Source organism: Isoptericola sp. NPDC056573, from assembly GCF_042793335.1.
Lineage (GTDB): Bacteria > Actinomycetota > Actinomycetes > Actinomycetales > Cellulomonadaceae > Isoptericola.
Window position 1 is genome coordinate 347104 of the sequence record NZ_JBHTUY010000002.1, and the last position, 20292, is coordinate 367395.

A 20292-nucleotide genomic window follows, 5' to 3' on the forward strand; every position below is an offset into this window, starting at 1 on the left:
TAGCGATCAGCCGATTGCCTACCGGATGGTAGTCATTTGTCGAGGACTCGGTTAACCTCCTGGGCAGACCGCGTGGGAGCGTTCCCACGGATGACCGACCGATGATGACGGACCAGCGGCGACCGAGGAGCGACGACACGTGGAGAGCATCACCAAGAACCGGCAGTCGACGGCGACGCTGCGGGCGATGATCGAGCGGGCCTACGGGCCGCAGCAGGTGCCGGACGGCGAGGACTTCGCGACCGAGCTGTCCTACGGGTTCTTCAACGCCCTGTACCGGCTCCGGCTGCGCGACGGGCAGCAGGTCGTGCTCAAGATCGCGCCGCCGGCGGACGTGGCCCTGATGGCCCGCGAGCACGGGATGATGCGCAACGAGCTCGCCGCCATGGAGCTGGTCCGCGAGCGCTCGGACGTGCCCGTCCCGCGGCTCGACTTCGTCGACCTGACGGGCGGGCTGATCGACGCCGACTGGTTCGTCATGGAGTACGTCGACGCCCCGTGCTTCGGCATCGCCGCCGAGGCGGGCGAGCTCACCCCCGAGGAGGTCGAGGTCGGGTTCGAGGCCCTCGGCGCCGCGAACCGGCGGCTCACCGAGATCGTCGGCCCGCACTTCGGCCCGCTCGAGGGTCCCGGGTTCGCCACCTGGCGCGACGCCGCGACCGCGTGGTTCGAGGACGTCCTCGCCGACGGCGAGCGGGCCGCCGTCGACCTGGGGTGGAAGTACGACGACGTCCGGGAGGCCTGGGCCGGGCACGCCGGCGTGCTCGACGACGTCACCGAGCCGCGGTTCGTCGAGGTGGACCTGTGGGCCAAGAACTCGATGCTCCGCGACGGCCGCGTCGTCGCCGTCATCGACCACGAGCGGGCGATGTACGGCGACCCGCTCATCGAGGCCGGGCTCACCGGCCTGGACCTGACCGTCTTCCCCGACCCCGCGCCGTTCCTGCGCGGCTTCGGGCTGGGCGAGCTCACGGCCTCCCAGCGCTCGCGCCGGCGCCTGTACACGCTCTGGCTCGCCGTGACGATGCTCGTCGAGACCACCTACCGCGGACAGACGGCCGAGCAGTACCGGTGGGCGTGCGAGCAGCTCGACGTCGCGATGGGCCTGCTCGGCCGCACGAGGTGACGGTGGCACGGAGGACGGCGCCCGACACCACGGCGCAGGCCGACCGGCTCGGCTCCCGCCCGGTCGGGCGGCTGCTGTGGCACACCTGCTCCCAGACCACCCTGTCCGTCGGGGTGTACGGCATCTACGCCCTGACCAACGCCTGGTTCGTCGCGCGCGGCGTCGGGCCGACGGCGATGGCGGGCGTCAACCTCGTCGCGCCGGTGCTGCTCGGCCTGGGCGCCGTGTCCACCACGGTCGGCGTGGGCGGGGCGTCGCTGGTGTCCCGCAGCCTCGGCACCGGCGACCCGGCGCGGGCGGCCCGCGCGGCCGGGAACGCGTTCGTCGTGTTCTGGGCGGCCGCCGTCGTCACCACCGTGGCCGGGCTCGTGTTCCTCGGGCCGCTCCTGACGGCGCTCGGCGCCACCGGCGCGACGCTCGGGTACGCCCGCGACTACGCCGTGGTCATCCTGGCGGGCGCGCTGGTGTCCACCGGCTTCTCGGCGCTCGTGCGCGCCGAGGGCCGGATGCTCTTCTCCACGATGCTCTGGCTCGTACCGGTCCTGGTGCAGATCACGCTCGACCCGATCCTCATCTTCGGTCTCGACCTGGGCGTGCGCGGCGCGGCGCTCGGCACCGTCGGCGGGCAGGCCGTGTCGGCCGCCATGAGCATCTGGTTCTTCTTCGTGCAGCGCCGCCGGCCCTACCGCATCGGCTGGGCCGACCTGCGGCCGCGCGCGCGGACGGTCGGCGCCCTGATCGGGATCGGCGCGCCGTCGTTCCTCGCGGGGCTCGGCACCACCGTGCTCGCCGTGCTCGTCAACCTGTCCCTCGCGCGCGACGACGCCGCGGGCGCCGGAGCCGCGGCCGGCGGGGCCGTCGCCCTCGCGGCCTACGCCATCTGCGCCCGCGTCCAGACGTTCGTCACCATGCCCCAGACCGGCATCAGCCAGGGCCTCCAGCCGATCGTCGGGTACAACGCCGGGGCGCGGCTCGACGAGCGCGTGGCCCGCGCCCGGACCCTCGCGCTGCGCGCCACCGTCGCGTACGGGATCGGGGCCGCGACCGTGGTCGCGCTGCTCGCGGAGCCGCTCGTGCGCCTCTTCGTCGACGAGCCGGACGTCGTGCGGACCGCCACCGACGCGCTGCGCATCATCGCGGTCGGCGTCGCCCTGGCCGGCGTGACGCCCCTGGTCTCGGCGTACTTCCAGGCCCTGGGCCGGGCGCGGCCGTCCTACGTGCTCTCCGTCGGCACGCTGCTCGTGCTCAAGGTGCCGCTGGTGCTCGCCCTCGGGCCGCAGGGACCGACGGGCACCTGGGTCGCCCTCGCCGCCGGCGAGGTCCTCTCGGCCGCCTGCGCCTTCGTGGTGCTGCACCGTGCCGGCCGGGCCGAGCCCGCACCCGGGCGTACAGTCGGCCGGGACCGTCCCGGCCAGCGAGGACGTCGACGACGTCGACGACGATGGAGGAACCCATGACCTTCACGCACCCCCAGGGCACGCGCGGGGCGCGGCAGCCGCGCGGCCCGCTCCTCGCGTGGATCAACCGGCGGATGGCGCACCGGATCCGGCGGAGGAGCGGCCGGACCGGGGCGGGGGACACGATCGTGCTGACCACGCTCGGCCGCAGGAGCGGCGAGGAGCGGCCGGTGCCGGTCGCGTCGTTCCCGGGCGGCGACGGGTCCTGGTACGTCGTCGCCTCCGCCGCCGGCGCGGCGAAGAACCCGGCCTGGTACCTGAACCTGGCCGCCGCGCCCGACCGCGCGACCGTCGAGACGGGCGGCGAGAAGATCCCCGTCTCCGCCACCGAGCTGCACGGCGACGAGCGGGCCGAGGTGTGGCGGACCATCACCGCCACCGCGCCCGGGTTCGCGCGGTACGGGGAGCGGACGGACCGCGAGCTCCCGGTCATCCGCCTGACGCGGCGCTGACCGTCGTGCCTGCCGCCGAGGGGCCCGGCCCGCCGGCACGCGGCAGTCGACCGTGGCTGCGCCGCACGGGACGCGCGGTCACGGCCGTCGTGGTCGGCGCGCTCCTCGCGCTGGGCTGGTACCAGGTCTCCGTGCAGCCGGGCGCGGCGATGCTGCGGGCGCTGTTCGACTCCGGTCCCGGCGTCACGGCACCGCCGGACGTCGAGGCCGCGCGGGCGGCGGTCGCGGCCCCGCGGACCGTGCCGGTCCCGACCCCGGACGCCCCCGACGCGAGCGCCGTCGTGTACATGCCACGGTCCGAGGGGCCGCACCCCGTGGTGCTGTGGGTGCACGGCGGCGGCTACGTCTCGGGCTCCCCGGCCACCGTCGAGGACTTCTCCTTCCTGCTCGCGAGCCGCGGCTACACGGTCGTCAGCCTGGACTACACCCTGGCCCCGGAGGCCCGGTACCCCGTGCCGGTGCGGCAGGGCAACGCCGCGCTCGCCGTCGTCCAGAAGCGGATCGCGGAGCTCGGCGGCGACCCCGCGCGCATCGTCCTGGGCGGCGACTCCGCCGGGGCGCAGATCGCGAGCCAGCTCGCCGCCGTCCAGACGAACCCGCGGCTCGCGGACGACCTCGGCCTCACGCCGGGCGTCCCGGCGGACCGCCTGCGCGCCGTCGTCCTGTACTGCGGCGCGTACGACCTGGACACCCTGGCCGCGACCGGGTTCCCGGGCCTGCAGACGTTCCTCTGGGCGTACACCGGCCACCGCGACTGGGCGGACGCCCCGTTCGCCGACGAGCTCTCCACGACCGAGCAGGCGACGGCGGACTACCCGCCGACGTACCTCACCGTCGGCGACGCGGACCCGTTCGAGAGCCAGAGCCGGGAGCTGGCGGCGGCGCTCGAGGAGCGCGGCGTCCCTACCGAGACGCTGTTCTGGGACGGCGACGACCTGCCCCACGAGTACCAGTTCCACTTCGACCGCCCGCAGGCCGCCCGGTCCTTCGACGCCACGCTCGACTTCCTCGAGGACCGGACCGGATGACGGCGCACGCGCCCCGCCCCGGGCGCGCCCGACGCGCCGTGGGCTGGACCGCCCTGGCCCTGCTGACGGCGGCGTCGGCCGTCGTCGCCTACGCCGTCCTCGTCCTGCTCGGGCGCTGATCGCCGCGACGCCGGGCGTCGCGGTGGTCGGCCTCCCGGACCGGCCCTAGGGTGGCGAGCGCGATCCAGCACCCGTCGGGAGAGGGCGAGGCACGGTGACCGGTGACGGCGGCGACGAGGCACCGCGGGCGGCCCCGCCGGCGCGACGGTGGCCCCGGCACCTGCACCTGGGCCAGTTCTCCCTGCGGCGCCGGTCGCTCGAGGCGGAGCCGGTGGTGGACGAGGCGTCCGAGCGGCTGCAGGAGTTCCTGGTGCTGCTCGGCGGCGCGCTGCTCACCGTCGGCACGGCCGCCACCGACATCCAGCACACGCTCAAGCGGGTGGCCGTCGCGCTCGGGTCGCCGCAGACCACGCTGTTCGTGTTCCCGACGCTGATCCTCATCCGGATGCCCGGCGACACGGAGACGCGGTTCGACGTCGCGGAGTCGGCCGGCGGCGAGGTCCGCTTCGACCGCGCCGCGCAGGTCTACGCCATCGTCGACGACGCCGTCGCGGGCCGGGTCGACGCGTCCGAGGGGGTCGAGCGGCTGCGGGAGGTCCGGGACGCGCACCCGCGGTTCCCGGTCTGGGTGCGCACCGCCGGCCACGGGCTGGCGGCGGCGGGCCTCGGGCTCGTGCTGCTCGGCGGCAACCCCCTCAGCCTGCTGTACGCGTTCGTGCTCGGCGTGCTGGTGGGCGCCGTCAAGCTGACCGTGCGGCCCGGCACGTACGCCGCGACCCTGCTGCCCGTCGTCACCGCGTTCGTGCTGGCGCTGCTCGTCTTCGGGCTCGCGGACACCGCCGTCGTGAGCGAGCCGCTGCAGGTGCTGGTACCCCCGCTGGTCACGCTGCTGCCGGGGGCCGCGCTGACCACCGGCGTGCAGGAGCTCGCCGCCGGCGACATGGTCGCCGGGGCCAGCCGGCTCGTGTCCGGCATGGCGCAGCTGCTGTTCCTCGCGTTCGGGATCCTCGCGGCCCTGGCGATCACCGCCGTGCCCAGCGCCGACGCGCTGGCCTCCTCCCCCACGACGCTCGGCGCGTTCCAGCCGTGGATCGGCGTGCTCCTCTTCTCGCTCGGCATCTTCCTGTACCACTGCGGGCCGCCCCGGTCGCTCTTCTTCCTCACGGTCGTCCTGCTGGTGGCGTACGGCGGTCAGGTCGTCGGAGCGACCGTCACCAGCGGCATCTACAGCGGCTTCCTCGGCGCCGCGGCACTGACGCTGTGCGCGTATCTCGTGCAGACCGTCCGAGGCGCCCCGCCCGCCGTCGTGTGCTTCCTGCCCGCGTTCTGGCTGCTCGTGCCGGGCGCGACCGGGCTGATCGGGCTCACCCAGACCGCCAGCGGCGACGCCGTCAGCTCCACGAACCTGCCGACCATCGCGGGGTCGATCGTCGCCATCGCGCTCGGCGTCCTCGTCGGCACCGCGCTGTACCGGCAGATCTACACGATGGCGCCCGCACGCTGGGGCCTGCGCCCGACCTGACGCGCCGGCGCGTCAGAGCAGCAGGAGGTTGAGGGCCGCGAGCGCCACGAGCACGGTGACGAGTCGCTCGAAGAGCTGCTGGTCCACGTGTCCGATGACGCGCCGGCCGATCCAGGTCCCGACCAGCACGACCGGCGCGAGGACGGCCCACAGCCCGACGGTGTCGGCGCCGACGATCCCGACGCCGACGGCGACCGGCAGCTTGATGACGTTCACCGTGAAGAAGAACCACGCCGTCGTGCCGAGGAACCGCCACTTCTCGTAGCGCGCGGCGAGCAGGTAGAGGCTCATCGGCGGACCGCCGGCGTTCGCGACCATCGTCGTGAAGCCGGCCAGGCCGCCGTATCCGAGCGTCGCGGCGCGCGTGTCCACGCGCAGCCGGTCGCGCCAGAGGTTCAGCACCAGCAGCGCCAGCAGGATGCCGCCGATCGTGCGGCGCATGACGTCGTCGCTGACGACGGTGAGGAAGGCCGCGCCGAGCGCCACGCCCGCGAGCACCGGTGCGAGCAGGCGCCCGATCACCCGGAAGTCCGCGTACCTGCGGTAGGCCCAGATGGCGACCAGGTCGCCCGTGATCAGGAGCAGCAGCACCGCGCCGGTCGACTCCTTGGCCGGGACGACGAGCGCCATCAGCGCCGCGGCGATCATCCCCAGCCCGCCCAGCGCCGTCTTGGAGAAGCCCACGAGCAGCGCGACGAGGACGACGACGGCCCACCCGGTCCACGGCAGTCCGGCGATCAGCGGGGCGGGTTCGAGCACCGGGGCAGCGTAGTGGCGGGCGGGCCGTCGTCGCGTGCGGGTCCGTCAGGTGTCAGCGCGAGGCGCGGAAGCTCAGGCCGTCGAAGTCCACGAAGCTGTGGATGTCGTTGGCCGGGAAGTGCAGCGCGTGCCCGCTGCAGTCGGGGGTGGCGTAGACGTCGATGCCCACCGAGCCCGCGTTGTACTCGGCGTGGGCGACGAACGGGAGCGTGGTGCAGTCGTCCGTGACCGGGAGCGTGGCCGACTCCCCCGTGAACCACTCGCTCGCCCAGAAGGTGACGTCGCCGGCCGGCTCCGCGGCCACCGCGGACGACGCGGAGGCCACGAGCCCGGCGGCGAGCCCGAGACCGGCGGCGGCGGTGAGGATCTTCCTGGTGGTGCCCATGGGCGGTGCTCTCCTTCGAGTCCGGGACGGCGCCCGGCGGCGCCGGTCGTGCCGTCACCGTACCCGGTCGTAGACCGCGGCAACCTCCCCCTGCGCGCCCACGACCTGCGAGGACAGCGTCCAGGTGGAGCCCGGCGAGCCGTCGTCGAACAGTTGCGGCCCGCCGCCGACGACCACGGGGACGATCAGCAGGTACAGGCGGTCGACCAGGTCCGCGGCGAGCAGCGCCTTGATGACGCTCGCGCTGCTGTTGACGAGGATCTCTCCCGCGCCGGAGCCCCGGAGGCTGCGCACGACGTCGCTCGCGGGGGCGTTCACCACGCGGGTCCCCGGCCACGACGCCGTGGTGAGGGTGCGCGAGAGCACCACCTTCTCCTGTCTCCGTCGGTCTCGTGGCGTGCCGTCCGTCGGCACGCACCCCGGGGACGGAGCCGCGGGCGGGTTCTCGACATCCGCCCGCGGCGACGACGCCGACCGCGGTGCTCAGGCCCCCGGCGCTCAGGCCCCCGCGGCCACGCGCTCGGGCTCGCCGGTCCGCGTCTTGACGCCGTCGTACCGGCCCTCCACGACGTCCGCGACCCGCACGGGCTCGCCGAGAGTCGCGGACAGATAGACCGCCCGGACGGTCGCCAGCGCCCGCAGGCCGTCGTCCAGCGTCACCCAGGGCGATCGGCCCTCGCGGACGGCGCCGACGACGTCGGCCCACTGGGCGCCGTGCGAGCTGCCGTACTGCGCGACGTGCGACTCCTGCGGGTCGAGGGCGCCGCGGGCTCCGCCGGACGCGGCCTCGACCTGGTTCGCCGACCACTCGCCGCCCTCCGCGTCCCGGGCGTGGAAGTACGTGAGCTCGTCGGCCTCGATGACCGCCGACCCGTCCGTGCCGTGGACCTGCAGCCGCACCCCGAGGTCGGGGTACGCCGTGGTGGTGGCGTGCACGGTGGCGAGCGCGCCGGAGGCGAAGCGGACGATCGCGACGGCGACGTCCTCCACCTCGATCCGCTCGTGGCCGAGGCGCGCGGTGTAGGCGACGACCTCGACCGGCTCGCCGAGGTACCAGAGCAGCAGGTCGAGGGTGTGCACACCCTGGTTCATCAGAGCACCGCCTCCGTCGAGGGCCCAGGTGCCGCGCCACGCTCCGGAGTCGTAGTACTCCTGCGTGCGGTACCAGTCGACGTTCGCGACGGCGGAGGTCACCCGGCCGAGGCGGCCCGCGTCGAGCGCGCGGCGGACGCCGAGCGCCGACTCGTCGTGCCGGTGCTGGGAGATGACGGCGACGACCTGGTCCGGGCGCGCCGCCGCGGCGTCCCGCAACCGGCGCGCGGGCTCGATCGCGACGTCGAGCGGCTTCTCGACGACCACGTGCGTCCCGGCCTCCAGGGCCTGGACCGCGAGGCCGGCGTGCTCGCCGCTGGGCGTGCAGACGCTCACGACGTCGATGCCGCCTACGGCGAGGGCTTCCCCGAGGGCGGCGTACACCTCGGGCGCGGGCCGGCCCGCGGTCACGAGCTGCTCGGACACGACCGCCGCACGGTCGGTGCGCGGGTCGACGAGGGCGACGACGGCGAGGTCGGGGCTCGCGGCCGCGACCTCCGCGTGCAGGCGGCCGATGACGCCGCAGCCGACGATGGCGAGGCGCAGCGGTGCGCCGGTGCTGTTGGTCATGGCGGCGATGGTAGGCACGTGATCGCCCAGGTGAACAGAGGTCTTGACTAATTAACACTCATGGTTTTAATGTCTCGACCGCAGGCTCGGTCCCACCACCCGAGCCCCGACCCGAGGAGTTTCAATGAGGAAACTGTCGCTGCGGCTCGCCGTCGCAGTCGGAACGACCGGAGCCCTCGTCGCGCTGACGGCGTGCTCCAACGGCGGCGGAACCGCCGGGGGCCAGGACGCCGCGCTCGACCCCGAGGCCGACGTGACCATCTCCGTGGGGGACCAGCCCACGGCGGACAAGCCCGAGGAGCAGGCCGCCTTCCAGAAGCGGATCGACGAGTTCGAGTCGGAGAACCCGAACATCACCATCGAGCCCACCACGGAGGTGTGGGACGCGCAGACGTTCCAGGCCAAGCTCGCGGGTGGCACGCTGCCCACCGTGATGGGTGTCTCGCTCACCTACAGCCACGAGCTGATCGCGAACGGGCAGCTGCCCGACATGACTCCGTACCTCGAAGAGCTCGACATGGTCGACGACCTGAACCCGCTCGCGCTCGACAAGGTCAAGGACGACGAGGGGCACATCTACACGATCCCCACCGGCCTGTTCTCCGTGGGCCTGGCCTACAACCGCGACGTCTTCGAGCAGGCGGGCCTCGACCCCGACAAGCCGCCGGCCGACTGGGACGAGGTGCGCGAGTACGCCAAGACCATCGCCGAGAAGGTGCCCGGGGTCGCCGGCTACGCCCAGATGACGACCAACAACACCGGCGGCTGGATGCTCACCACGATGACCTACAGCAAGGGCGGCGAGGTCCAGGACGCCGGCGGCACGAAGGCCACCATGGGCGACGCCACCGCCGACTCGCTCCAGGCGCTGCACGACATGCGCTGGGAGGACGACTCGATGGGCAAGGAGTTCCTCTACGACCAGGAGTCCGTCCGCCAGGCGTTCGCGGCCGGGAAGATCGGCATGGTGCTCCAGGCGCCGGACGCGTACGACACGGTCGTGAAGACGTACGGCTTCGACCCCGAGGCCTTCGGCATCACGGCGCTGCCGCAGACCGGCGGCGACCACGGCACGCTCACCGGCGGCTCCCTCAAGCTGTTCAACGCCAAGGCCACCCCGAACGAGCTGCTCGCCGCCGCCAAGTGGGTCAAGTATTACGAGTTCGACAAGTACTACGACGAGGACGTCGCAGTCGACGAGGCCAAGACCAACGCCGGCGAGGACAAGCCCGTCGGCCTGCCCGGGCTGCCGCCCGTGTCCCAGGAGGTCTACGACCGGTATCTCGGCTGGATCGAGCCCTACATCAACGTGCCGCTGGAGAACTTCTCGGGCTACACCGACTCCGGGCTCCAGCTCGTCCCCGAGCCGCCGACGGGCACCCAGCAGACGTACGCCGCGCTCGACCCGGTCGTGCAGAAGGTGCTCACCGACAAGAACGCCGACATCGGCTCCACCGTCGACGAGGCGAACAAGACCGTCGACGGCATCATCGCGCAGGCCGCGCGCTAGCCGAACGTCGACCGGCCGGGCGCGCGACGCGCCCGGCCGGTCCCCCGAAGGGAGGCATCGCCTTGTCCAAGACCCTCGCGGCGCCGGCCGCCGTGCCGCGCGTGCGACCGCGCCCCGGCATCACCCGCTGGTACCGGGGCGGCGGTCTGCACGCCGTGCTGTTCGCGATCCCTGTCGTCCTCGTCTTCGCGTACTTCAGCTGGGGCCCGGTCATCCAGGGCCTGGTGCTGAGCCTGCAGAAGACCAACCTCATCGCCCCCGCCCAGTGGGTGGGGCTCAGCAACTTCGAGTACGTGCTGTCCGACCCAGGGTTGGCGCAGGCCGCGCTCAACACGGCCTACTTCGCGCTGCTCGCGATGGTGATCGGCTTCCCGATCCCGATCTTTCTCGCCGTGATGATCAACGAGCTGCGCAAGCACGACGGCCTGTACAACGCGCTGGCATATCTGCCCGCCATCGTGCCGCCCGTGGCCGCGATCCTGCTGTGGAAGTTCTTCTTCGACCCGTCGTCCGCCGGCATGTTCAACACCATGCTCGGGTGGATCGGACTGGGCCCGTACCCCTGGCTGAACTCCGAGGCGATGGCCATGCCGTCGATCGTCCTCTACGCCACCTGGGCGGGCGCCGGCTCGACGGCGATCATCTACATCGCCGCGCTGGCCACCGTGCAGACCGAGCTGTACGAGGCCGCCGAGATCGACGGTGCCGGTATCTGGCGCCGCGTCTGGCACATCACGATCCCCCAGCTGCGCGGCGTCATCCTCGTGATGCTCCTGCTGCAGCTCATCGGCACCTTCCAGATCTTCACGGAGCCGTTCCTGTTCACCGGCGGGGGACCCAACAACGCCACCCAGACCATCCTGCTGAAGATCTACAACTACGCCTTCGTCAACGGGGACTTCGGCGCCGCGACGGCCCTGAGCGTGCTCCTGGCCGCCTTCCTCGGCCTGCTCTCCGTCGTCTACTACTACGCGACCAAGAGGTGGAGCCAGTCATGAGCGTCGTCGACGCCTCGCGGGCCACGACCACCGTGCCCGCCCCCGATCCCGCGGCCGCGCCGCCGCCCCGGGCATCCCGCCGCCGACGGCGGGCCCCGGAGGAGCCCAAGACCCGCGGCCTCATCTCTGCCGGCGACCGCAAGCGCCGCAGCGTCCGGTTCTGGCTCACGCTCATCCAGGGCGTGCTGCTGGTCGGCCTGATCGTCGCCTGCCTCGGCCCCCTCCTGTGGTCCGCCAAGGCGTCCGTCTCCAGCAGCCAGGCGATCGTGTCCGACCCGATGGGGATCTGGTTCACGCCGAACGAGTGGGGCAACCTCGCCCTCGCCTGGAAGGGCGCCCAGATCGGGCAGTCCCTCGGCAACACCGTCATGCTCGCGGTGGGCTCGACCGTCGCGACCCTGGTCGTCAGCGTCGCGGCCGCGTTCCTGCTCAGCGTGCTGCGACCGAAGTGGGGCCCGTGGCTCACCGGCGCCATCCTGGCCACGCTGTTCCTGCCCGGCGTCATCTCGCTCGTGCCGCTGTACCTCACCGTGCTCGACATGCCGCTGCTGCACATCCGGCTCCAGGACACGTTCTGGGCCGTGTGGCTGCCGTCCGCCGCGAGCGCCTTCAACGTCATCGTGCTCAAGCGGTTCTTCGACTCGATCCCCCGGGAGTACCTCGAGGCCGCCAAGATCGACGGCGCCGGACCGCTGCGGATCCTGTCCATGGTCATCCTGCCGCTGTCGCGGCCCATCATCGGCGTGGTCGCGCTGCTGTCCGTCGTCGGCGCGTGGAAGGAGTTCCTGTGGCCGATGCTGGTGCTGTCCAACCCCGACCTGCAGCCGGTGTCGGTGATGCTGCCGAAGCTGGCCGCCGGGACGGCGCCCCTGTCGGTGCAGATGGCGGCCGTCTTCCTCACGATCATCATCCCCGTCGTGCTGTTCGTGATCTTCCAGAAGCAGTTCCTGCGCGGGGTCGGCACGGCTGGAGGGATCAAGGGATGAGCACGGTCGAAGGCACGAAGATCCTCGTCACCGGCGCGTCGGGGCGGATCGGCAGCGTCGTCACCCGGCGGCTGCGGGCCGCCGGGGCGTGGGTGACGGCGCTGTCCATCGACGACGCGCCGTCGCTCGAGGCGGACCGGGTCCTGGTCGGCGACACCACCTCGCAGGACGACGTCGCAGACGCGCTCGACGGCGTCTCCGCGGTGGTGCACCTCGCCGCCCTCGCGCACCGGGACATCGCCCCGCCGTACGACGTCTACTCGACGAACGTGGTCTCCACGTTCAACGTGCTCGCCCAGGCGGGGGCGCTCGGTATCTCCCGGGCCGTCGTCGCCGGCAGCATCAACGCGTGCGGGCTGCCGCAGAACGTGCACGAGGTGTGGCCGGCGTACGTCCCGTACGACACCCACCTGCCCGTCGACATCGCCGACTGGTACTCGCTGTCCAAGCACCAGGACGAGAGCACGGCCCGGATGGCGTGGCGGCACTGGGGCATCGACGTCGTCACGCTGCGCTTCCCGCACGTGAACTCCGCGGAGGCGCTTCGCGCCCAGGCCCGCCAGCTCACCGACGACCCGCGCCCCGGCGTGCTCGAGGGCTGGTCGTACCTCACCACCGACGACGCCGCGCGCGCGGTCGAGCTGTCCCTCACGGCGGCCACCACCGGCGCGCACGCGTTCTTCCTCGCCGCCGACCGCACCCTCGCGCCGTACCGGACGGAGGACCTGCTCGACGCGTACGCGCCCCAGGTCCCCCGCACCCGCAGGTTCGTCGGGCGCGAGGTGCCGATCGACCTCACCCCTGCTCGCGAGCTCATCGGCTTCCGCGCGGAACAGGAGATCGACCTCCCCACGCTCGACCTGCCCGGCACCGCCCCTCGCACGACCTCCGGCACCATCGCCAGCAAGGAGCACTGATCCCCGCCATGCCGCACGACCTGCCGCTCGACACCTTCGCCAACCCCTGGCCGCCCCGGGAGGACATCCGGATCACGTCCGTCCGCGCCATCACGACCGCCCCCGAGGGCACGGCGCTGGTCGTGGTGCGGATCGACACGAACGTGCCCGGCCTGTACGGCCTGGGATGCGCCACGTTCACGCAGCGCTGGAAGGCGGTGCGCACGTTCGTCGACGAGCACCTGGCGCGGCTGCTCGTGGGCCGCTACCCCGGCGACATCGGCGACCTCACCCGGCTCGCCGCGTTCTCCGGCTACTGGCGCGGCGGCCCGGTGACGAACAACGCGATCTCCGGCGTCGACCAGGCCCTGTGGGACATCGCCGGCAAGCGGGCAGGCATGCCGGTGCACGAGCTGCTGGGCGGGAAGGTCCGCGCGGCGGCCGACACCTACATCCACGCGGCGGGGCGCACGGCGGCGGAGGTCGTCGAGCAGGCGCAGGGCTTCGTGGAGGCCGGGTGGCGGCACGTGCGCATCCAGCTCTCGACGCCGGGCGGTGGCGGGTACGGGGCGCCCGCGGTGCCGACCGAGTACCCGGACGCCCCGTACCCGAACGGCTGGAGCGCGCGGGACTACCTGCGGCGCGTGCCCGGCCTGTTCGAGGCGGTGCGCGAGGCCCTCGACGACCGCGTCGAGCTGCTGCACGACGTGCACTCGCGCCTCACCCCGAAGGACGCCGTCTGGCTGGCGCGCGCCGTCGAGCCGTACCGCCCGTACTTCCTCGAGGACGTGCTGCCGCCCGAGCACTGGGACCGGCTGCCCGAGGTGCGGGCCGCCAGCCCGGTGCCGATCGCGGTCGGCGAGCTCACGACGTCCCTGACGGACGCCGTCAGGCTCGTGCGCGACGGCGGGGTGGACTTCATCCGCTCGCACGTCTCCGACATCGGCGGCCTGACGCCGGCGCGCAAGCTCGCGGACCTCGCCGAGCTCTGCGGGGTGAAGACGGCGTGGCACGGCCCGGGCGACACGTCGCCGATCGGCGCGGCCGCCAACGTGGCCCTCGACGTGACCTCCGCGGCCTTCGGCATCCAGGAGGGCCACCTCTACAATGAGGCGACCCACGAGGTCTTCCCGGGGACCCTGCGTATCCAGGACGGCTGGCTGGTCCCGAACGACGCGCCGGGCTGGGGGATCGACGTCGACGAGGAGGCGGCGGCCCGTTTTCCCGCCGAGCTCTCCGGACACGACGCCTGGGCCGCGGGCGTCCGCCGACCCGACGGAGCGCTGGAGGCGCCGTGACCGAGCTGACCGACCGTTCGAGGCAGCGCCAGGGCGACGTCCGGCCCTACGCCTCGCGCCGCCCGCGGCCGGCGGGCGACCGGAGCCAGCCGGGCGCCAACCAGTACGACCTCGGGTCCTTCAACGAGGCGACGATCATCGAGACCATCCGGATCGCGGGCACCATCTCGCGGACGGAGATCGCGCAGCAGACCGGCCTCACGCAGCAGTCCGTGTCCCGGATCCTGCGCGGGCTGCTGGAGCGCGGCCTGCTCGCCGAGGGCGCCGCCGAGCGGACCGAGCGGCTCGGCAAGCCGCGCACCCCCGTGCGGCTGCGGGCCGAGGCAGCGCACGCGGCGGGCGTGCTCGTCGACCCGGAGCTGGTGTCGGTCGTGCTGACCGACCTGGACGGGGCGGTGCTCGAGCGTCGCACGGTCCCGTTGGACGCCGAGGTCGCGCCCGAGACGCTCGTGGAGATCGTCGCGGACGCCGTCGACGACGTCGTGGTCGCGTCCGGGATCGACGCAGCGACGTTCCTCGGTGTCGGCGTCGCCGCGCCCGGGCCGATCACGATCGACGGCCAGCTGCTCGACCTGCCCCTGTCGCACGCCTGGCGCAACGTGCCGCTGCGCAGCATGCTCGCGGAGCGGCTCGACTGCCCCGTCGTCCTCGAGAAGGACGGCGCGGCGGCCGCCGTGGGCGAGCGGTGGATCGGCCGGACGGAGCGCGCCGGCGACTTCGTCTACCTCTACGTGGGCACCGGCATGGGCTCGGGTCTCGTCCTCAACGGCGAGACCTATCGGGGCGGCAGCGCGAACGCCGGCGAGTTCGGCCAGCTGTGCGCGATCCGGCTCGGGCTCGTCGACGAGGACGGCGGCCCGCAGCTCGTCCGCGAGTGCAACCCGACCGTCGCGCTGCCCGAGATCGCCCGCGAGCTCGGGTACGCGGGCGCGGCGCGCAGCTTCCGCGAGATGTGCGCGGAGGTCGGCGCGGGCGACCCCGCCGCCGTCGCGGCCGCGCAGCAGATCGCGGACGTCATCGCCCTCGGCGCCGTGGCGCTCATCGACCTGCTCGACCTGCCGCTGCTGGTGGTGGGCGGCCCGGCGTTCGCGCCCGAGCTGCAGCCGTTCCTCGTGGACACCATCGACCGCGCCGTGAACAGCCTCCCGACGGCGCACCACGCGCGGCACGTCGTCGTCGAGCGGTCTCTCGTCCAGGACGAGGCGGGCGCCGTGGGCGCCGCCTCGACGATCTTCCACGCCTCGTTCGCCCCTTCGGTGCGGCGCACGCGGCAGTACTCGATCTCGTGACGGCGGTCGCCACGACCGGGGGACGCCTGCGACTGCGCTCCCCCGGCGGCGAGCACGCCGTCGAGGTCGAGCCGACCGGGGCGCGCGTCGCGTCCCTCGTGCACACGCCCACCGGCACGGAGCTGCTGCTGCGGCTGCCCTGGGAGGGCGAGGACTGGTCGGGCGCGTTCCCGTCGGCGAGCTCGAACGAGGAGTGGCACCGCCGGTACGCGGGCGGCTGGCACACGCTCGTGCCGCACGCTGGCGACGCCCGCACCGTCGACGGGGTGCAGCACCCGTTCCACGGCGAGGCCGCGTGGCGGCGCTGGCGGGTGCTGGCGCACGACGCCGGCTCCTGCACGCTCGAGGTCGTGCTGCGCACCGTCCCGCTGACCGTGCGGCGCACGGTGCGCGCCACCGCGGCCGGCCTCGAGGTGGAGCAGCGCGTCGCCAACCACGCGCCTCGGCCCGTCGCCTTCACCTGGACGGAGCACCCGGCGTTCGGCGGCGCCCTCGCGGGCCCCGGCTCGACCGTGACCCTCGGCGGCGACCCGGTCGAGGCCGCGTTCCCGCGCGACGGAGAGCCCTCGGCCGGCTTCCAGTCCCTGCGTGCCAAGGGGCGCGGCGACGTCGAGCTGCGCAACGACGCCGCCGGGGTCGCCGTCGTGCTCCGCTTCGACCCCGACCTGTTCCCCCACGTGCACGTGTGGCAGGAGCACCGCGCAACCGCCGGCTTCCCCTGGTGGGGCGCGGTCGACGCCGTCGCGCTCGAGCCCGCGTGCCGCCCCTACGACCCCGACGACGACGCGCTCGGGCCGCTCGTGCTCGCGGGCGGCGCAGAGCTCGCCGCCCGGTTCGAGATCGCGGCCACGGTGCGCGGCACCCACCCCACCCCCCACCCCATGGCGAAGGAGCCCCGGTGACCAGGATCGGCGTCCAGACGATGATGCTGCGCGACGAGTTCGCGAAGCGCGGCATCCTCGAGACCTTCCGCGAGGTGCGCGACCTCGGGTACCGGGCCGCGGAGATCTCCGCGGTCGAGATGAGCCCGCAGAACGTCGCCGAGCTCGCCAAGGTCCGCGACGACCTCGGCGTGGAGATCGCGTCGATCTCGGGCGGGCTCACGGCCCCGCCGGGCGCGCCGTCTCTGAGCACGGATCTCGACGCGTTCGTGGCCGACGCGCGGATGCTCGGCGCCAGGATGATCCGCATCGGCATGCTCCCCGCCGCGGCGATGGCGACGACGGCGCGGGTCGAGGAGTTCGCCGACCGGTGCAACGACGTCGCGGCCGCGCTGGCCGAGCACGGCATCCGGCTCTACTACCACAACCACCACGTCGACTTCGCGAGGTACGACGGGCGGCACCTGCTCGACGTCGTCGCCGAGCGCTCGCCGCTCGTCGGCTTCGAGATCGACGTGCACTGGGTGCAGCGCGGCGGCCTGGAGCCCGTGCGCACGCTGCGCCGGTACGCGGGCCGGGTCGCGATGGTGCACCTCAAGGACTACCGGATCGGGCACCTCTCCCCCGCCGTGTACGAGGCGCTCGACGCCGGTGACCAGGGCCCGTGGCAGGAGGAGCTGCGGCAGATCGTGCAGTTCGCCGAGGTGGGCGAGGGGAACCTCGACTTCCCGTCGATCGTCGAGACCAGCCTGGACGTCGGGGCCGAGTACCTGCTCGTGGAGCAGGACGAGTTCTACGGCCGCACCGCGCTGGAGTGCCTGCGCACCTCCCACGACAACCTCGTCGCGATGGGGTACGGCGGCCTGTTCTGACCTACCCGGCCGACCGGTCCGGGGTCGACGTCGAGCCACGCACGACGAGCGTGGTGGCGAGCTCCTCGCGCGGCGCGTCCGTCGGCGGCTGCGCGGAGGGCTCGTCGCCGAGGCGCAGCAGCATCCGGAGCGCGGCGGCGCCCATCTGCGCGATGGGCTGGCGCACGGTCGTCAGGCCGGGGTGGACCCACTCCCCCTCGGGAAGGTCGTCGAAGCCGACGACGGCGAGGTCCTCCGGCACCCGGAGACCGGCGGCGGACGCGGCGTCGTACACCCCGAGCGCCATCGTGTCCGAGCAGGCGAAGACGGCGGTCGGGCGGCCGCGGCCGGCGAGTAACCCGCCCGCGAGCGCAGCGCTGCCGGCCCGCGTCCAGTCGCCGTGCACGACGCGGTCGTCGGGCAGCTCGGCGCCCGCCTCGGCGGCCGCGGAGCGGAAGCCGTCCACGCGGGCCTGGCTGTACAGGTGCCGGCGCCGGCCCGCGAGGACCGCGAGCCGCCGGTGGCCCAGGCCCAGCAGGTGCTCGGCGGCCGCCCGGCCGCCGGCCCAGTTGGTGGCGCCGACGCTCGCGACGGTCCGCGGCGGCTGGGTCACCGGGTCGAGCAGGACGACGGGGACGCGCGCCGCGGTGAGCGTGGCCAGCTGCTCGCGCGTCGTGTCGACGAGCGCGACGACGGCACCGCGCGAGTGGCGCGCGAGCAGCCGCGTGAGCCACGCGTCGTCCGAAGGTCGGGCCACCGAGACGACGATGTCGAGGCCGGCCGCGGTGGCCGCCTGCTCCACGCCGCTCAGGGCACGGTTGGCCCAGGTCCCGTCGACGCCGCTGAGCACGAGGTCCACCAGCGGCGGCCGCTCCCCCCGCGGCGCGACGCCCCGGCCCGCCCGGCCCCGGTAGCCGAGGTCGTCGACCGCGGCCATCACGCGGGCGCGCGTCGCGGCGGAGACGTCGGAGCGGCCGCGCAGCACCTTGGAGACCGTGGGGACGGTGGTCCCGGCGGCGGCGGCGACGTCGGCGAGCGTGGCGGGGCGGTCGGCGGGCACGTCCGGACTCTAGCGACGCCCACAGAAGTTGCGCAACTATCTGGCCCAGATGGATCGTCTCTCACCCCTTGAAGGGCGAACTTCCCTCATGGAAGACTCATCGGGCACAGTCGAGAGCCACCATGCAGTTGCGCAACAACGGGAGTTGCAGATGACAGACCGCAGACAGCGACGAGCGCTGGTCGTGAGGGGCGGGTGGGACGGGCACCAGCCGGTGGAGACCACCGACTCGTTCGTCCCGTTCCTCACCGGGCAGGGCTACGAGGTGCACGTCGAGGACGAGACCACCGTCTATGCCGACGCCGACTACATGGCCGGTGTGGACGTCGTGGTGCAGACCGTCACGATGAGCACGATCGCCGACGACGAGCTGCGCGGCCTCACCGCCGCGGTCCGGGCGGGCACCGGCCTCGCGGGCTGGCACGGCGGGATCGCCGACTCGTACCGCAACAGCTCGGACTACCTGCACCTGATCGGCGGGCAGTTCGCCACGCACCCGGCCAAGGCACCGCGCGAGGAGCTGCCGGGCGACGGCACGGACTGCTTCGTGCGGTACACGGTCGACGTCGTGCCGGAGAAGGCCGACCACCCGATCGTCGCCGGGATCTCCGACTTCGAGCTCACCACCGAGCAGTACTGGGTGCTCAGCGACGAGTACAACGACGTCCTGGCGACCACCACGATCGCCGCGCCCGACTACCACCCGTGGCACCGGCCCGTGACCTGCCCGGCCGTGTGGACCCGGCAGTGGGGCGACGGCCGAGTCTTCGTCTCGACGCCCGGGCACAACCTGGACGTCGTGAACGACCCGAACGTCCGCACCATCATCGAGAGGGGCATCCTGTGGGCCAGCCGCTGAGGATCGGCATCGTGGGCGTCGGGGCGATCTCCGGCCAGTACCTGAGCACGTTCGAGCGGCTCGGGACGCTGGGGAGCGGGGCGGTGCGGCTCGTCGCCGTCGCGGACCTCGACGCCGATCGCGCGGCCGCCGTCGCCGCCGAGCAGGGCGTCCGCGCCCTCACCGTCGACGAGCTCGTCACCGACCCCGAGGTCGACGCCGTGCTCAACCTGACGATCCCCGCCGCGCACGCCGAGGTCGCCCTCAAGGCGATCGCGGCGGGCAAGGATGTGTACGGCGAGAAGCCGCTCGCCGCCACGACCGACGACGCGCGCGCCATCGTCGAGGCCGCCCGCGCCGCCGGCGTGCGCGTGGGCTGCGCGCCGGACACCGTGCTGGGCACGGGGGTACAGACGGCGCGGAAGGCGATCGACGACGGCCTGGTCGGCACGCCCGTCGCCGCGACGGCGACGATGGTGACCCCCGGCCACGAGCGCTGGCACCCGAACCCGGACTTCTACTACCAGCCCGGTGGCGGCCCGCTGCTGGACATGGGCCCGTACTACGTGACCGCGCTGGTCACGCTGCTCGGCCCGGTGGAGTCCGTGGTCGGCAGCGCCAGCCGCGCGCGGGCCACCCGCACCATCGGCTCCGGGCCCCGCGAGGGCGATCAGGTGCCGGTCGACGTCGACACCCACGTCACGGGCGTGCTGCGGCACGAGTCCGGCGCCCTGTCGACGCTCGTCATAAGCTTCGACGCCGTCGCGACGCGCGCGTCGTGCATCGAGGTGCACGGGGACCAGGGCTCGCTCGTCGTGCCGGACCCCAACGGCTTCGACGGCACCGTCGAGCTGCACCGGCTCGGCGGCACGTGGGAGGACCTCCCCGTGAGCGCCGGGTATCGCGACGCCGGCCGCGGCTACGGTCTCGCCGACCTGGCCGCCACCCCGCCCGGCGCCACCGCCCGGGCGAACGGCGACCTGGCGTACCACGTGCTCGACGTCATGACGTCGCTGCTCACCGCCGTCGAGAAGGGGACGTCCGTCTCCGTCGCGAGCGCCTGCGAGCGACCCGCGGCCGTGCCTCTGTCCGACGCCCCGCGCATCTGACGGACGCCCGACCAGCACGGACGCCGCCCGGGACCGGGTCCTCAGGCCCGCCCCGGGCGGCGTCCACCTCGTGGGACACCCTCTGGGCGACCTCTCAACACCGGCGGGGGCGGGTGGAACGGCTC

21 protein-coding genes are annotated in these 20292 nt (G+C 73.6%); 16 read left to right on the forward strand and 5 right to left on the reverse strand.

All coding sequences use genetic code 11. From position 1 onward, the window contains the following. The first annotated feature begins 139 nt into the window (after positions 1 to 139). The 6 genes from ACFQ8E_RS04390 to ACFQ8E_RS04415 all read left to right on the forward strand — a co-directional run bounded on the left by ACFQ8E_RS04390 (position 140) and on the right by ACFQ8E_RS04415 (position 5645). Entirely contained in the window at positions 140 to 1126 is a 987-nt protein-coding gene (locus ACFQ8E_RS04390; RefSeq protein ID WP_430549362.1) for a phosphotransferase family protein, read from the forward strand. Positions 1127 to 1128: 2 nt separating this feature from the next. Continuing rightward, positions 1129 to 2583: an MATE family efflux transporter gene (locus ACFQ8E_RS04395; RefSeq protein ID WP_430549363.1), complete on the forward strand. Its 1455-nt coding sequence runs from the start codon at positions 1129 to 1131 to the stop codon at positions 2581 to 2583. Continuing rightward, a complete protein-coding gene (locus ACFQ8E_RS04400) occupies positions 2580 to 3035 on the forward strand; it encodes a nitroreductase/quinone reductase family protein (protein ID WP_430549364.1) in 456 nt (151 codons plus the stop codon). Before ACFQ8E_RS04395 ends, ACFQ8E_RS04400 begins: the two co-directional genes overlap by 4 nt. 5 nt (positions 3036 to 3040) lie before the next feature. Further along, the gene (locus ACFQ8E_RS04405) at positions 3041 to 4063 is read left to right on the forward strand and encodes an alpha/beta hydrolase (RefSeq protein ID WP_430549365.1); all 1023 of its coding nucleotides are present in this window, start codon (positions 3041 to 3043) and stop codon (positions 4061 to 4063) included. After that, complete coding sequence (locus tag ACFQ8E_RS04410; protein WP_430549366.1) at positions 4060 to 4182, forward strand: hypothetical protein; 123 nt, start codon at positions 4060 to 4062, stop codon at positions 4180 to 4182. The genes ACFQ8E_RS04405 and ACFQ8E_RS04410 overlap by 4 nt, the downstream gene beginning before the upstream one ends. 95 nt (positions 4183 to 4277) lie before the next feature. Then, positions 4278 to 5645 (forward strand): threonine/serine exporter ThrE family protein, encoded by a 1368-nt coding sequence (locus tag ACFQ8E_RS04415; RefSeq protein WP_430549367.1) that lies wholly within the window; start codon positions 4278 to 4280, stop codon positions 5643 to 5645. A gap of 12 nt (positions 5646 to 5657) precedes the next feature. Here ACFQ8E_RS04415 and ACFQ8E_RS04420 read toward each other — a convergent pair whose 3' ends face one another. The 4 genes from ACFQ8E_RS04420 to ACFQ8E_RS04435 all read right to left on the reverse strand — a co-directional run bounded on the left by ACFQ8E_RS04420 (position 5658) and on the right by ACFQ8E_RS04435 (position 8451). After that, positions 5658 to 6404, reverse strand: a complete 747-nt coding sequence (locus ACFQ8E_RS04420) for a sulfite exporter TauE/SafE family protein (RefSeq protein WP_430549368.1) — start codon at positions 6402 to 6404, stop codon at positions 5658 to 5660. 52 nt (positions 6405 to 6456) lie between these two features. Beyond that, on the reverse strand, positions 6457 to 6789 hold the full coding sequence (locus ACFQ8E_RS04425; RefSeq protein WP_430549369.1) for a hypothetical protein: 333 nt from the start codon (positions 6787 to 6789) through the stop codon (positions 6457 to 6459). Between the two features lie 54 nt (positions 6790 to 6843). Next, a complete protein-coding gene (locus tag ACFQ8E_RS04430) occupies positions 6844 to 7155 on the reverse strand; it encodes a dihydrofolate reductase family protein (protein ID WP_430549370.1) in 312 nt (103 codons plus the stop codon). A 132-nt stretch (positions 7156 to 7287) separates the two neighbouring features. After that, a complete protein-coding gene (locus ACFQ8E_RS04435) occupies positions 7288 to 8451 on the reverse strand; it encodes a Gfo/Idh/MocA family protein (protein ID WP_430549371.1) in 1164 nt (387 codons plus the stop codon). A 124-nt stretch (positions 8452 to 8575) separates the two neighbouring features. Between ACFQ8E_RS04435 and ACFQ8E_RS04440 the strand changes: the two genes are divergently transcribed. The 8 genes from ACFQ8E_RS04440 to ACFQ8E_RS04475 all read left to right on the forward strand — a co-directional run bounded on the left by ACFQ8E_RS04440 (position 8576) and on the right by ACFQ8E_RS04475 (position 17181). Beyond that, on the forward strand, positions 8576 to 9961 hold the full coding sequence (locus tag ACFQ8E_RS04440; protein ID WP_430549372.1) for an extracellular solute-binding protein: 1386 nt from the start codon (positions 8576 to 8578) through the stop codon (positions 9959 to 9961). A 62-nt stretch (positions 9962 to 10023) separates the two neighbouring features. After that, positions 10024 to 10959, forward strand: coding sequence for a carbohydrate ABC transporter permease (locus ACFQ8E_RS04445; RefSeq protein ID WP_430549373.1), 936 nt, complete (start codon positions 10024 to 10026; stop codon positions 10957 to 10959). Continuing rightward, on the forward strand, positions 10956 to 11945 hold the full coding sequence (locus ACFQ8E_RS04450; protein WP_430549374.1) for a carbohydrate ABC transporter permease: 990 nt from the start codon (positions 10956 to 10958) through the stop codon (positions 11943 to 11945). Before ACFQ8E_RS04445 ends, ACFQ8E_RS04450 begins: the two co-directional genes overlap by 4 nt. Continuing rightward, positions 11942 to 12862, forward strand: a complete 921-nt coding sequence (locus ACFQ8E_RS04455) for an NAD-dependent epimerase/dehydratase family protein (RefSeq protein ID WP_430549375.1) — start codon at positions 11942 to 11944, stop codon at positions 12860 to 12862. The genes ACFQ8E_RS04450 and ACFQ8E_RS04455 overlap by 4 nt, the downstream gene beginning before the upstream one ends. A gap of 8 nt (positions 12863 to 12870) precedes the next feature. Continuing rightward, positions 12871 to 14139 (forward strand): enolase C-terminal domain-like protein, encoded by a 1269-nt coding sequence (locus ACFQ8E_RS04460; protein ID WP_430549376.1) that lies wholly within the window; start codon positions 12871 to 12873, stop codon positions 14137 to 14139. Beyond that, a complete protein-coding gene (locus ACFQ8E_RS04465; RefSeq protein ID WP_430549377.1) occupies positions 14136 to 15428 on the forward strand; it encodes an ROK family protein in 1293 nt (430 codons plus the stop codon). Before ACFQ8E_RS04460 ends, ACFQ8E_RS04465 begins: the two co-directional genes overlap by 4 nt. After that, a complete protein-coding gene (locus ACFQ8E_RS04470; protein ID WP_430549378.1) occupies positions 15425 to 16330 on the forward strand; it encodes a hypothetical protein in 906 nt (301 codons plus the stop codon). Before ACFQ8E_RS04465 ends, ACFQ8E_RS04470 begins: the two co-directional genes overlap by 4 nt. Next, positions 16327 to 17181 (forward strand): sugar phosphate isomerase/epimerase family protein, encoded by an 855-nt coding sequence (locus ACFQ8E_RS04475; RefSeq protein ID WP_430549379.1) that lies wholly within the window; start codon positions 16327 to 16329, stop codon positions 17179 to 17181. The genes ACFQ8E_RS04470 and ACFQ8E_RS04475 overlap by 4 nt, the downstream gene beginning before the upstream one ends. Before the next feature lies 1 nt (position 17182). Here ACFQ8E_RS04475 and ACFQ8E_RS04480 read toward each other — a convergent pair whose 3' ends face one another. Continuing rightward, a complete protein-coding gene (locus ACFQ8E_RS04480) occupies positions 17183 to 18220 on the reverse strand; it encodes a LacI family DNA-binding transcriptional regulator (protein WP_430549380.1) in 1038 nt (345 codons plus the stop codon). A gap of 151 nt (positions 18221 to 18371) precedes the next feature. Here ACFQ8E_RS04480 and ACFQ8E_RS04485 point away from each other — a divergent pair, with 151 nt between their 5' ends. Together ACFQ8E_RS04485 and ACFQ8E_RS04490 are read left to right on the forward strand one after the other, a co-directional pair. Next, a complete protein-coding gene (locus ACFQ8E_RS04485) occupies positions 18372 to 19079 on the forward strand; it encodes a ThuA domain-containing protein (RefSeq protein WP_430549381.1) in 708 nt (235 codons plus the stop codon). Then, a complete protein-coding gene (locus ACFQ8E_RS04490; protein WP_430549382.1) occupies positions 19064 to 20167 on the forward strand; it encodes a Gfo/Idh/MocA family protein in 1104 nt (367 codons plus the stop codon). Before ACFQ8E_RS04485 ends, ACFQ8E_RS04490 begins: the two co-directional genes overlap by 16 nt. Positions 20168 to 20292: the final 125 nt, after the last annotated feature.

Excerpts from the sequence above, each read along its gene's own strand:
- ACFQ8E_RS04400 (WP_430549364.1), top strand. The coding sequence starts at position 2,580 with ATGACCTTCACGCACCCCCAGGGCACGCGCGGGGCGCGGCAGCCGCGC.
- ACFQ8E_RS04410 (WP_430549366.1), top strand. The coding sequence starts at position 4,060 with ATGACGGCGCACGCGCCCCGCCCCGGGCGCGCCCGACGCGCCGTGGGC.
- ACFQ8E_RS04425 (WP_430549369.1), bottom strand. The coding sequence starts at position 6,789 with ATGGGCACCACCAGGAAGATCCTCACCGCCGCCGCCGGTCTCGGGCTC.
- ACFQ8E_RS04435 (WP_430549371.1), bottom strand. The coding sequence starts at position 8,451 with ATGACCAACAGCACCGGCGCACCGCTGCGCCTCGCCATCGTCGGCTGC.
- ACFQ8E_RS04440 (WP_430549372.1), top strand. The coding sequence starts at position 8,576 with ATGAGGAAACTGTCGCTGCGGCTCGCCGTCGCAGTCGGAACGACCGGA.
- ACFQ8E_RS04450 (WP_430549374.1), top strand. The coding sequence starts at position 10,956 with ATGAGCGTCGTCGACGCCTCGCGGGCCACGACCACCGTGCCCGCCCCC.
- ACFQ8E_RS04455 (WP_430549375.1), top strand. The coding sequence starts at position 11,942 with ATGAGCACGGTCGAAGGCACGAAGATCCTCGTCACCGGCGCGTCGGGG.
- ACFQ8E_RS04460 (WP_430549376.1), top strand. The coding sequence starts at position 12,871 with ATGCCGCACGACCTGCCGCTCGACACCTTCGCCAACCCCTGGCCGCCC.
- ACFQ8E_RS04485 (WP_430549381.1), top strand. The coding sequence starts at position 18,372 with ATGACAGACCGCAGACAGCGACGAGCGCTGGTCGTGAGGGGCGGGTGG.